8 protein-coding genes are annotated in these 12,610 nt (G+C 78.3%); 3 read left to right on the top strand and 5 right to left on the bottom strand.

All coding sequences use genetic code 11. The features are described 5' to 3' along the window. Positions 1–36 precede the first annotated feature (36 nt). The 3 genes from BUE37_RS03035 to BUE37_RS03025 all read right to left on the bottom strand — a co-directional run bounded on the left by BUE37_RS03035 (position 37) and on the right by BUE37_RS03025 (position 2,922). On the bottom strand, positions 37–1,101 hold the full coding sequence (locus tag BUE37_RS03035) for a TolB family protein (RefSeq protein ID WP_073418591.1): 1,065 nt from the start codon (positions 1,099–1,101) through the stop codon (positions 37–39). Continuing rightward, positions 1,098–2,333: an MFS transporter gene (locus tag BUE37_RS03030; protein ID WP_073418590.1), complete on the bottom strand. Its 1,236-nt coding sequence runs from the start codon at positions 2,331–2,333 to the stop codon at positions 1,098–1,100. Before BUE37_RS03030 ends, BUE37_RS03035 begins: the two co-directional genes overlap by 4 nt. A 94-nt stretch (positions 2,334–2,427) precedes the next feature. Next, positions 2,428–2,922, bottom strand: coding sequence for an FAD synthase family protein (locus BUE37_RS03025; protein WP_245794261.1), 495 nt, complete (start codon positions 2,920–2,922; stop codon positions 2,428–2,430). A 245-nt stretch (positions 2,923–3,167) separates the two neighbouring features. On the opposite strand from BUE37_RS03025, the gene BUE37_RS03020 reads away from it, so the two are divergent. From BUE37_RS03020 to BUE37_RS03010, 3 genes are read left to right on the top strand one after another with little or no spacing between them, the layout of a single operon-like run. Continuing rightward, positions 3,168–4,355, top strand: a complete 1,188-nt coding sequence (locus BUE37_RS03020; protein WP_073418588.1) for a YveK family protein — start codon at positions 3,168–3,170, stop codon at positions 4,353–4,355. Between the two features lie 4 nt (positions 4,356–4,359). Next, complete coding sequence (locus BUE37_RS03015; RefSeq protein WP_073418587.1) at positions 4,360–5,592, top strand: hypothetical protein; 1,233 nt, start codon at positions 4,360–4,362, stop codon at positions 5,590–5,592. Continuing rightward, entirely contained in the window at positions 5,589–6,728 is a 1,140-nt protein-coding gene (locus BUE37_RS03010) for a glycosyltransferase (protein ID WP_073418586.1), read from the top strand. Before BUE37_RS03015 ends, BUE37_RS03010 begins: the two co-directional genes overlap by 4 nt. Here BUE37_RS03010 and BUE37_RS03005 read toward each other — a convergent pair. Both BUE37_RS03005 and BUE37_RS03000 read right to left on the bottom strand, forming a co-directional pair. Further along, entirely contained in the window at positions 6,725–7,963 is a 1,239-nt protein-coding gene (locus BUE37_RS03005; RefSeq protein WP_245794260.1) for a hypothetical protein, read from the bottom strand. The genes BUE37_RS03010 and BUE37_RS03005 overlap by 4 nt on opposite strands. A gap of 65 nt (positions 7,964–8,028) precedes the next feature. Continuing rightward, complete coding sequence (locus BUE37_RS03000; protein WP_073418585.1) at positions 8,029–12,549, bottom strand: PKD domain-containing protein; 4,521 nt, start codon at positions 12,547–12,549, stop codon at positions 8,029–8,031. Positions 12,550–12,610: the final 61 nt, after the last annotated feature.

Raw genomic sequence — 12,610 nt, 5'->3', positions numbered from 1 at the left:
GGATGCCGAACAGAGCGTGACGACGCCCAGGACGGATCAGTTCCCGGGGAGGACGACGGACGGTGACGAGGCGTCCGGGACCAGGATGGCCGGCTGTCCGCCTCCCAGGGGATCCGCCACCCACACGTCCGCTGCCCCGCTGTCCGCCAGACCGCTGCCGACGCCGTACAGGACGCGGTCGCCCCACCAGGCCACCTGGTCGTCGACGGCGCGCCCCTCGGCCATCCGGGTCCGCTCGCCTGTGCTCACGTCGTAGGCGGTCAGGACGGCCGCCCGGGAGACGGGGTCGGTCTCCTTCATGACGACCGTCGACCCGTCCGGCGACACGGAGGGGCAGGCGCCGTCCTCGGCGACCACGGTCAGCGTCCGCTCGTCGGCGTCGCCCCGGACGAGGTGGCGGGCACCGCCCGTGCCGAGCGTCGCGTAGAACCCCGGCCCGTCCCCGACGAAGGACACGCCCCAGAAGTTGCGGTCCTCGGCGTCCACCCGGGTGCCGTCGGCCCACGTCGCCGTCCAGGACTCCAGGTTCCCGAGCGGCGTCGGGTCGCCGTCGCGGAGGTCGGTCACCACCGTCTCCGTGGAGAACTGGGCGTCGGTGTAGGCGTGCCCGGTGACGAAGACCGTCGTCGCCGCGTAGCTGCCCTCCGCGGAGACCCGGGCCCGGCTGGGGAGGCCGGGGAGGTCGGCCGAGCCGGTCTCCCGGTACTCGCCGTCGAGGAAGACGGCGCGGTACGCGGGCACGATCCCGGGCAGCGTCTGCAGGCAGACGGCGGCCCCGCGCGCGGCGGCCACCCGGTCGCACGCGAGGTCGAGGACCGCCCGGGGCCCCGCGGGGTCGTCGAGCGGCACCAGCGCGACGGAGCCCGACGACGGGCCCGGCTCGGTGCTGCGGACGACGACGTGCGGCACGGCCTGGACGTCCGCGACGGCGAGCCGCTCGCGCCCGGCCTCGTCCGCCGCCGCCGCGGCCGCGGCCTCGACGTCGCCCTGCCGCTGCACGAGGAGGTAGGTCACCGTGCCGCCGACGCAGAGCGCCACGACGGCGAGGAACACGAGCAGCCGGCGGCGGGCGGGCGCGGCGCGGCCCCGGTCGCCGGTCACGCCGCCACCCGCTGCAGGCCGCGCAGCGACCACCGGACGGCCGGCAGCGCGACGGCGAGGGCGACGGCGAACGCGGCCAGCGCCGGCCACTGCCCCGAGGCGGTCCACAGCAGGCCGAAGAGCACCGCCGACGCCGACCGGCCGGCCGCGACCGCCGTCTGCACCAGCGCGATGCCCGACGTCCGCACGTCCTCCGGCGACAGCTCCGCGGCCAGCGCGGCGAGCACTCCGTCGGTGGCCGCGTAGTACACGCCGAGCGCCCCGACGACGAGCGCGACCAGCCACGGCCCGGCGTCCGGGAGCAGCAGCAGGCCCCCGTAGGCCGGCAGCAGCGCGGCGTGTCCGGCGAGGAGCACCGGCACGCGGCCGACGCGGTCGGCCAGCCGGCCCAGCGGGACGGCGAGCAGCAGGTACACCCCGGCGGTGCCGACGAACAGCAGCGGGAACAGCGCCGCCTCGACCGCGCCGCGCTCGCGCAGCAGCAGGTAGGCGAAACCGTCCGTGACGGTGAGCAGGCCGAGGACGGCACCGGCCGCGGCCACCCGCCGCACGGGCCGGTCGGCGAGCAGGGCGGTCACCTGCCGCCAGCGGACCGGCGGCGCCCCGGCCACCCGGGTGCGCTCGGGGACGAAGGTGACCAGCACGGCCAGGCCGAGGACGGCGAAGACCGCGCTGACCAGGAAGAGGCTGTCGTAGTCGCCGGGCAGCCACAGCAGGAGGGCGACGGCGACGAGCGGGCCGAGCAGGGCGCCGGTGGTGTCCATCGCGCGGTGCACGCCGAACGCCCGGCCCAGGCCCCCCGGCGGGGAGGCGGCGGCGATGAGCGCGTCCCGCGGCGCGGTGCGCAGGCCCTTGCCGGTGCGGTCGGCGGCGAGGACGGCGCCGATGGCCGCCGCGCCGGAGGCCACGACCAACCCGAGCTTGCACAGCGCCGACAGGCCGTAGCCCAGCACGGCGGTGGCCTTGGGCCGGCGCCACCGGTCGGCCGCCGCCGCGGCGCCGAGCCGCACGAGCACCGACGTCCCCTGGTACAGGCCGTCGACGACGCCGAAGGCGAGCGGTGAGAGCCCCAGGGTCAGCGTCAGGTAGACCGGCAGGACCGCCGCGACCATCTCCGAGGAGACGTCGGTGAGCAGGCTGACCGTGCCGAGGGCGAGGACCGTCCCGCCGACCCGCCTGCTGCCGGTGCCGGGCGTCCCGGTCGCCGGGACGTCACGCACGCTGGCGTACACCGGCCGCCTCCTCCCGCCGCGCGGCCCGCGCGCGGACGGTGCGCAGTATGGGTGCGCCGCGGCCGGGTGCGGGAGGCCCCGGCCCGCGGCGGCGTCAGGAGGTGAGGGCGGCGGCGCGCACGCCGGCCTCGCCGGCCTCGATGGCGGACAGCGCCCGGCGCAGCACGGTGCTCGACGTGTGCATCGTGTACGGGAAGTACCGGACCTCGACGCCGACCGAGGCGAAGTCGCGCTCGAGGCGCCGGCCCTTGGCCGTCCCGCGCCAGTCGTCGCCCTTGAAGATCACGTCGAACCCGACCTCGCGCCAGGTGTCGAGCTTGTCGGGGACGGTCTCGGCGTGGACGGCGTCGACGCAGCGCAGGCTCGCGACGATCTCCATGCGCTCGGCGAGCGGGATGACCGGCAGCCGGCCCTTGGTCTCCAGCAGCACCTCGTCGGCGACGACGCCGGCGATCAGCCGGTCGCAGTGCGCGGCGGCGTGCCGGAGGATGTTCAGGTGCCCGATGTGGAACAGGTCGTAGGCACCGGGCGCGTAGCCGATCACCGTCATGTCGAGGTCCCCTCCCCCTGAGGCCGCGAGCCGCGGCACGGACGGGACGCTACGACCACTCCGGTCACTCAGCGTGACCGTCGGCCGAGGTCCACCCCATCGGGTGGGCGACCGCCGGCCCCCGGCGGGGCGGTCTCCCCCGGACGGATGACGGCGTCCGGCCGACCGGGTCCGGCGCCCCGGGACCGCACCTAGCGTCGCGGGGAGCAGAGCCGGCGGAGCGCCGCCGGCCCGCGGCGCCCCGGGTCTCCGGCGGGGCCCGCGCGGCACCCGGGGGGACGGACATGGAACTGCGCGACTACCTCGCCGCGCTGCGCGGCCACTGGCGGACCTGGGTCGGGGTGACGGTGCTGGGCGTCCTGCTGGCCACGGTCGTCGTCGCCGTGACGCCGCGGACCTACACCGCCTCCGCCCGCGTGTTCGTGGCGGTCTCCCCCTCGATCCCCAACAGCGGGCAGTTCGTCGCCCAGCGGGTGAAGAGCTACCCCGACGTCGTGGTGAGCCGCTCGGTGCTCGAGCCGGTCATCGACGACCTGGAGCTCGGCCTGACCGTCCCGGAGCTCGCCGCCCGCGTCGAGGCGACCAACCCGGCCGACACCTCGCAGGTGGAGATCAGCGTCTCCGACCGCGACCCGGAGGCCGCCGCGGCGATCGCCGACGCCGTCGCCGAGCGGGTCACCGACGTCGTCGAGGACCTGGAGACGCCGTCGTCGGGCAACCGCCCGGTGACCCTGACGGTGACCGACCCAGCCGCCGTCCCCACCGCGCCGTCGTCACCGGCTGTCACCAACATCCTGGCCCTCGGCCTCCTGGGCGGCCTGTTCGTCGGCCTCGCCTTGGCCGTGCTGCGCAGCCGCACCGACGACCGCCTGCTCACCGCGGCCGACGTCCGCGCCGCCTGGGGCGGGGACGGGACCGAGGTGCTCACCGGCCACCGCGTCCGCCGGGCCGGCGCGCTCACCGCGCGCCCGGCCGACGTGCTGGCCCGCCGGCTCCGGCTGGCCGCCGAGGACGCGCCCGTGACCGCCGTGCTCACCTCCCCCGGGCTCCCCGGCGTGCCGGCGGCCCGCGCCCTGGCCGGCGAGGTCGCCGCGCTGCTCACCGGGCGCGGCACCCCGACCGTGGTGACCGGCCCCGGGGAGTCGCGGCCGGCCGACGGCGCGCGCGTCCACCTGGAGGTCGCCGACCCGCGGGCGCCGATGCGGCTGTGGCGCCGCGCCGCCGACGGGCGCCAGCCGCTCGTGCTCGTCATCCCGGCCGGCGGCACCACCGCCCCGGAGCTGGCGGAGATGCGGGCCATCCTCGCCGCCGCCGGCGTGACCGCCCCGACCCTCGCCGTCGTGCCGCGCACCCGGACCCCGCGGGCGGCCGCCCCCACCGACGCCCGGCCCGCCGTGCCCGCCGCACCCGAGGCGCCCGCCACGGGGCAGCGGCAGCCGGCCGCCGCCGGCAGCGCGCGGCCGCGGCGCTGATCCGGTGACGGCCGCCGCGCTCCCGGTCGCGGGGGCCGGGACCGCGGCGGCCCCGGCCCGGGGGCCCCGGACGCCGCTGCTGCGCCGGCCCGCCGGGCGGCTGCTGGTCGCGCTCCTGCTGGTCGCGGCCACGGTCGGCTGGCGCCGCGGGACGTACTTCTCCGGGTCGCTGGACCCGGTCGTGCTGGCCAAGGCCGCCATCAGCGCCCTGGCCCTGGTGCTGGCCCTCCTCGCGGCGGCGGCCGGCCCGCGCAGCCGCGTCGGCACCGGCACGCTGTGGGTGCTCGCGGCGCTGCTCGGCGGCTCGGTCTTCGGGGCGCTGACCGCCGGGACGCCGCTCGCCGGCGGCATGGTCGCCGGGCGGGTCGTCGTCGTCGCGCTCGCCGTCTTCCTGCTCATGCGGTCCTCCGACGCGCGGTCGGTGCTGCTGTCCCTGGCCGGCGCCTGCGGCCTGGTGGCCGCCGCGGCCGCGGTCACCGGGCTCCCGTCGGCGGCCGCCACCGGCCGGCTGGCCGGCGGCGTGCCGCCGCTGGCGCCCAACGAGCTCGCCCTGCTCGCCGGCGTCGTCGTCCTCGTCGGCACCTGGCGGCTGTTCTGCGACGGCGGGCGGTGGCCGGTCGGCCTGGCCGTCGTCGCCGCCCTCGGCGTCGTCTGGGCCACCGGCTCGCGCACCGGCCTGGCGATGCTCCTGCTCGGGCTCGCCGTCGTCCTCGCGGCCGTGCGGCGCCCGCCGGTGTGGGCCGTGGTCGGCGGGCTGCTCGCGGCGGCGGCCGGCACCTGCGTGGCGCTCGGCACCGGTCTGCTCGGGGCCTTCGCCAGCCGCGACGGCGACGGCGTCGGCACCCTGGAGTCGCGCATGGTCGCGTGGGGCGCGGCGCGCACCTGGGCCGACTCGCTGTGGCAGTCGGTGTTCGGCGGCGGCCTGTCGGTGAAGGTCATCCGGGTCCGCGGCCAGTGGTGGACCGAGCAGCCGCTGGACAGCAGCTGGGTGTCGGTGTTCGTCCAGGCCGGGCTGCTCGGGCTGGTCGTGGCCGCCGGCTGGCTGGTGTGGACGGCGGCCGGCGCGCGCCGCACCACCGGCCCGCTGCGCCCGCTGCTGCTCGGGCTGCTGCTCTTCCTCGCCGGCCGCAGCCTGCTCGAGAGCGGCCTGTTCGACGCCACCCCGGCGTTCCTGCTGCTCGCCGCCGTGTCCCTCGCCGCCGAGCGCGGCACCCGCCCCCGGGAGGAGTCCGCGTGAGCACCGTCCTGGTGGCCCACCCGTCGGCCGACCTGTACGGCTCGGACCTGCAGCTCGTCGAGAGCGTCGCCGGGCTGGTGGAGGCCGGCCGGCGGGTCGTCGTGACGCTGCCCGCGCCCGGCCCGCTCGTCGCCCGCCTCGCCGCCGCCGGCGCGGAGGTCACCGTCCTGCCGGTCCCGGTGCTGCGCAAGGCGCTGCTGCGGCCCCGCGGCCTCCTGGCGCTCGCGGGCGGCTCGCTGCGCGCGCTGCCGGCGATGGTCGCGCTGCTGCGCGACCTGCGGCCCGGAGCGGTCTACGTCAACACCGTCACCGTGCCGCTGTGGCTGGTGGCCGCGCGCCTCGCCGGCCGCCCGGCGCTGTGCCACGTGCACGAGGCCGAGGACGGCCTGCCGCGCCCGGTCGCGCTGCTGCTCAACGCCCCCGTCCTGCTGGCCCGCTCGGTGGTCGCCAACAGCGGCGCCGCGCGGGACGTCCTCGTGCGCGCCGTGCCGGCGCTGCGCCGCCGCACCCGCGTGGTGCACAACGGCGTGGCCGGCCCCGGCCGGGAACCGGCGCCCGCCGGCCGCGGCACCGGCCCGCGCCGTCTGGTGCTCGTCGGCCGGCTCTCCGAGCGCAAGGGCACCGACGTCGCGGTCGAGGCGCTCGCGCTGCTGCGCGCCCGGGGCCACGACGTCGAGCTCGAGCTCTGCGGGGCGGTGTTCCCCGGCTACGAGTGGTTCGAGGAGCGGCTGCGGCAGCGGGCGGCGCGGCCCGACCTCGCGGGCGCCGTCGTCTTCTCCGGCTACACCGACCCGACCTGGCCCGCGCTCGAGCACGCCGAGGTGGTGCTCGTGCCCTCGCGCGCCGAGCCCTTCGGCAACACCGCCGTCGAGGCGCAACTGGCCGGCCGGCCGGTGGTCGCCTCCGCCGTGCAGGGGCTGCAGGAGATCGTCACGTCGGGCGAGGACGGGCTGCTCGTCCCGCCCGGCGACGCCGCGGCGCTGGCGGACGCGGTCGCCTCGCTGCTCGACGACCCGGCGCTGGCCGCCCGCCTCGCCGCGGCGGGCGTGGAGTCCGCGGTGCGCCGCTTCTCCCCCGCCCGCTACCGCGCCGACGTCGTCGCCGCCGTGGACGCCGTCCGCGCTGAGCGGCGCTAGCCGACGGGGACGGGCGGGGCGGGCTCCGGCGTCCGCGCGAGCGGCACGAGCACCCGCCGGCGCAGCGCCCAGACCACGAGCAGCGGGCCGGTGGCGAGCGCCGCCGGCGCCCACACCGCCGCACCGCCCGCGGCCAGGCCGACGACCAGCGCGAGCGAGCCCAGCTCCAGCCCGCGCAGCAGGAGCACCTGCCGCTGCCGGCGCAGCACCGACGCCAGCCCCGCGTACGGGAGCAGCAGCGCGGAGGCCACCGCGTACAGCGACCAGCCCGCGACGGCGGCGACCGGCAGCGGGTAGTCCCCGCCGGTCAGCAGCGGCCCGGCCAGCGGCTGCGCGGCCACGACGGCGACCCCCAGGACGGCGACCGCGGCGGCCAGGCGCAGCGCGGCCCGGTCGGCCCGGCGCAGCCCCGCGGCGGCGCCGTCGGCGACCCCGGCCGCGAAGGCCGGCAGCAGGTAGGAGCCGAGGCCGGCGACGACGACGAGCGCCGGGGCGGTGTAGACCCGCGCGGCCTCCAGCGGCCCGTAGGCGGCCGCACCGGCCAGGCCGACCACCGCGATGCGCAGCACGGTCAGCAGCGCGGGGCGGATCGCCTGGGCGGCCGCGCGCCACACGCCGAAGGCGGCGACGGCGCGCAGGTCGGGCCGGCGCCACGGGCCCCGGGGCCGCTCGACGGCGGGCAGCAGCGCCAGCGCGACGGCGGCCGCGCCGCCCTGCCCGGCCAGCAGCGCGAGCACGAACGAGCCGAGCGACAGCGGCCCGGCGGCGGCGCACGCGGCGAGCGTGCCGAGCGACAGCGCGAGCGCGGTGAGGTCGACGGCGGGCAGCGACCAGAACCTGCCCGCGGCCATGAGCAGGCGGCGCAGCACGTCCTCGAGGACGAACGCCGCGGCGGCCAGGCCGAGCAGCACCCCGCCCGCCGGCGACAGCAGGCCGGTGGCCACGGCGAGGGCGGCGCCCCCGGCGCCGGTGAGGGCGCACACGCCCGCGGCGGCCACGTGCAGGCCCGCGCGCACCCGCGGCTCGGTGCGGTCGAGGACGGTCAGCGAGTCACCGACCAGGCCGCTGCAGACCGCGGTGGCCAGCACTACCGCGCCGTACACGAGGGAGAAGACGGCCAGGCCGCCGGCGCCCAGCTCGCGGGCGGCGACGACCTGCAGGCCGAGCCCCGCGACGGCCTGGGTCACCTGGCCGGCCAGGGCGCCGGTCACCCGCCGGCGCAGCAGTCCCCTCACCAGCCGATGGTGACAGCGCGGACGCCCGGCCCCGGCGTACCGGGACCGGGCGTCACCCCTGCGGGTCAGGCGACCGGGCGGGCCGAGAAGGCCGTCACCCGCACCGGGACCGGCGTCGTCGCGCTGCCCGAGAGGTAGCCGGACAGGCCCACCGCGCCCGGCGCCTGCAGGGAGGCGGTGGTGTCGGTGCGGGTCAGCGTCGGCGTCGCGGGCTCCGCCTGGCCGGCGGCCCACACGGTGGCCGCCAGCGCCGTCGTGCCGGTCCCGTCGACGACGAACCGCACCGCCACCGGGGTGCCCGCCGTCGAGGACAGGCCCGGCACGACCACCTCGGTGCCGACGATGGTCTCGGCGCCGGTGCCCGCGAGCCGGGTGACCGCCACGCGGACGGTGCCGTCGGCGAGGAGGCGCAGGCGGGCGCGGTACTCCTGGTCGGCACCCACCCGGCGGCCGACGACGTACACCGAGGCGCCGCCGCCGGTCGGGGCCGCGCCGAGGGTGACCGTGGTGCGCACGTCGGCGCGGGTCTGCGCGACCCCGCCCAGGTACGAGCCGGTGTTGGTGCCGGCGGTCAGGGCGAGGGTCGCCGTCCCGGCCGACACCGACTGGCGGGCCGCACCGGCCGAGACCGTCCAGGCGCCGCCCAGGTCGGCGGTGCCCAGGCCCCCGGCCACGTCGCGGGCGAAGGTGTCCTCCGCGAAGGGCTGCGGGGCCACCGGGCCGGCCGGGGCGGTCACCTCGACCGTCGTCGTGGTGGTCGCCGTCGCGCCGGCGTCGTCGGTGACGGTGAGCCGGACGGTGTAGCTGCCGGCCGCGGCGTAGGCGTGCTCCACGCGGGCTCCCGTGCCGGCCGTGCCGTCGCCGAACTCCCAGGCCCAGCCGGCCACCGTGCCGTCGGTGTCGGTGGAGCCGCTGCCGTCCAGCGCCGCCGTCAGGCCGGTCGTGGTGGCCGAGACCCGCGCCTCGGGCGCCGCGTTGGCGGCCGGGCCGCCGGGGGCGCCGGCAGCGCCGGCCGGGGCGGCGGTCAGCTCGGCGAACCGGACCGCGACCGGGGTGGTCGCGCCGCCGGAGAGGTACCCCAGCAGCCCGACCGCGCCCGGCGCCTGCAGCGAGGCGGTGGCGTCGGTGCGCTCCACCAGCGGGGTGGCCGGCTCGGCCGTGCCCGCGGCCCAGACCGAGGCGGCCAGCGTGGTGGTGCCCGTGCCGTCGACGACCAGACGGACCGCCAGCGGGGTGCCCGCGGTGTAGGTCAGGCCGGGGACGGCGACCTCGGCCCCGACGAGGGCCTCGGCGCCGCCGGCGAGCCGGACGACGGCCAGCCGGACGCTGCCGTCGGTCAGGAACCGCAGCCGGGCCCGGTACTCCTGCCCGGCCGCGACGCGGCGCCCGACGACGTAGACCGAGGCGCCCGTGCCGGTGGGCACCGACGAGAGCGTCACCGTGGTGCGCACGTCGGCCGACGTCGCCGCGACCGCGCCGAGGTACGCGCCGGTGTTGGTGCCCGCGGTGGTCGAGAGCACGGCCTCGCCGCCGGTCACCGACTGGCGGGTGGGGCCGGCCGACGACGACCACGCGCCGCCGGTGGCCGCGGCGCCCAGGCCGCCGGTGACCTCGCGGTCGAAGGCGTCGGCGACGAGGACGCCCGAGCGGACGGTCACCCGCTGGGTCGCGGTGGCCGTCGCGCCGTCGTCGTCGGTGACGGTCAGCGTCACGGCGTACTCGCCGTCGGCGGCGTAGTCGTGCGTGACCTGCCGGCCGCTGTCGCGGGTGCCGTCGCCGAACGCCCAGGACCAGCCGGTCACGGCGCCGTCGGCGTCGGCGGAGGCCGACGCGTCGAGCGTGACGGTGCGGCCGGCGGCCGCGGCCGTGAAGGCGGCGGTCGGGAGCACGTTCGGCGGCGGCGCGGTCACCGTGACCGACGCGGTGCGGGTGCCCGTGGCGCCCTCGTCGTCGGTGACGGTCAGCGTGACGGGGTAGGTGCCCGCCGCGGCGTAGGCGTGGCTCGCGGTGACGCCGGTGCCGGTCGCGCCGTCGCCGAACCGCCAGGCGTAGCCGGCGACGGTGCCGTCGGCGTCGGCCGAGGCCGAGGCGTCGAACGCGGCGGTCAGGTCGGTGGCCGCCGAGGTGAACGAGGCCGTCGGGGCCAGGTTCACCACCGCGCCGGTGCTGCCGGCCCGGAAGTGGTCGGCGACGCGGGCCGCGTCCAGCACGACCGGGTAGACGGCGACCTCGTCGATGCGGCCGGCGAAGAACTGCGCGCCGGACCAGGTGCTGTCCCCGCCGATGCGCCAGTAGCCGTAGCCGGGCTGGCCTCCGGTGGTGTCGGTGCGGGCGCCGACCTGGCGGCCGTCGACGGAGAGGGTCATGCCGGTGGCGCCGACGGTGGCCACCACGTGGTGCCAGCGGCCGTCGTTGTAGGCGGTGGAGCTGGTCACGACGCGCTGGGCGCCGGGCCACAGGCCGAAGTTCAGCCGGCCCGCGGTGTCCATGTAGACGGCGCGGTCGTGGTTGCCGCTCAGGCCCGTGGCCGAGCTGCCGAAGCCGACGATCTTCCCACCGGCGCGCGTGGTGGTGGAGAACCACGCCTCGAGGCTGAACGTCTGCGGGCCGAGGATGCGCGTCTGCGACGCCGCGAAGCCGCTCGTGGAGCCGGAGAAGGTGGCGGCGGTGTTCCCGTCCTGGGCGATGGCGCCCGCGGTCCCCCGCGTCACGCCGGCGTTGACGGTGAGGTCGGAGCCGCCGACGGCGTTCCAGCCGGTGCCGGAGGTCTCGCCGAACGACCACAGGTCGCTGGCGCCGTCGGCCCGGACCAGCTCGGCCCAGGACCGGGTGACGGTGGTGCCGGCGGCGACCGTCACCGACGCGGTGGGCCCGGTGTTCCGGTTGCCCTGCGGGTCCACGACGCCGATCCGGTAGGTGTGCGCCCCGGCGGGCACGTCCCGGTCGGTCCAGGCCATCCGGGACAGGTCGTACCAGGTCGAGGGCGAGGTGACCTCGGCGACCGGCGTCGTCCCGCCGTCGCGGTAGATCCGGTAGGTGAGGTTCTCGTTGTCGGGGTCGACGCTCTCGGTCCAGCTGACGCGGACGGTGCCGGGCGCGGTGCTGACCAGGGACGGGGTGAGGCCGCCGGACGACGGCGCCATCTTCCCGGGCGCGGTGCCCGTGACGGCGAAGCGCACGAGGCCCTGCTGCGCGGTGCCGTTGGCCTTCGGGAACTCGCCGCCGTAGGACAGGTAGGTGCCGTTGCCGGTGATCGACCACGCGGCCTGGTCCTGTCCGGTGACGCTGCCGATGGTCAGGGTCGGGTGCCAGGCGAGCAGCTCCGGCGCCGGCGCGAACGCGAAGTTGGCGTTGCTGACGGTGAAGCCGAGCCCCCTGCCCGCGGCCGCCCGGCTGAAGGCGGTCGCGTGCCGGTGCACCTGGGGGCTCTGCTCGGGGAACCCGTCGATGACGTTGGCGCAGTCGTGGGCGTGCGAGGCCAGGTACAGCGCGCCGCCCATCGGGAAGCTGTTGTAGGTGTCCCCGCGGCAGCTGCTGGCCCAGACCAGCCGGCCGCCGTCGGCGGTCGCGGCGAAGGCGCTCTCGAGGTTGCCGGGGCCGTAGTAGTCGTAGGCGGTGCCGTAGACCGTGGTGCCGTCGGTGGACAGGCTGTAGACGGCGGAGTTGATGCCCTGGTTGGTGATCTGCTGGTTGACCGCGAAGGGCCGGTTGGCGCCGCTGACCGGGTCGAGGGCGGCCACGCCCGTGGCCACGGCGCCGTTCATCGAGTAGAAGCGGCCGGCCGCGACGACCTGGGTGCCGCCGCCGGTGACGGCGAGGGCGAGGACGTCGTTGCTCGTGCGCGCGTTGGCGGCGGTGTCGAGCGTGCCCGGCCGCGGCTTGCCGGCGGCGTCGAACAGCGGCAGCCGGTTGCCGGTGGTGGGGCCGGTGCCGGGCACGGGCGCCCACGGCAGCAGCGCGCCGGTGGCGGTGGTGACGGCAGCGAGGCGGGTGCGGCTGGCCGAGCCGACGGCGGAGATCGCGCCGCCGAGGTAGACCGTGCTGCCGGTGACGGCGAGGGCGCGCACCTGGCCGGCGACGCTGGGCGCCCAGTTCGGCACGAGCGCGCCGGTGGCGGTGTCGTAGGCGGCGACGCGGTTGCGGACCTGGCCGTTGGCGCGGGTGAAGTCGCCGCCGACGTAGACGCGCCGGCCGTCGGGCGAGGCGGCCACGGTGAGCGCCTGGCCGTTGAGGTCGGGCGCGAAGGACGTGACGAGCGCGCCCGTGCGGATGTCGTAGGCGAGCAGGTTGTTGCGCGTCGTCAGCTGCGTGCCGGGGGCCGCGCCGGCGGGCCGGGCGGTGCCGAACCTCCCGGCGACGTAGACGGTGTCGCCGACGGTCACCTGCGACCACACGACGCCGTCGACCTGGACGGTCGGGAGGGCGTCGGCGGTCACCGTGGCCGGGGTGGCCGGGCTCAGCGGCGCGGAGTCGGCGCGGGCCGCGGCGGGCACCAGCAGGCCGAGGACGCCGGCGACGAGGAGCAGGCTGAGCGCTCCGGCGACGGCGCGCAGGGGTGCGGCCGCACGGCGCACGGGTGCTGACATGTTCGTTCCCCCAGGTCTCGCGGGCGGCGTCGAGCCGCCTGTACCGAGAGTGACGATGACA

Source organism: Geodermatophilus nigrescens (assembly GCF_900129495.1).
GTDB classification, from domain to species: Bacteria; Actinomycetota; Actinomycetes; order Mycobacteriales; family Geodermatophilaceae; genus Geodermatophilus; species Geodermatophilus nigrescens.
The sequence above is the reverse complement of the archived record's forward strand: the minus strand, read 5'-3'. Positions and strand labels throughout refer to the sequence as shown.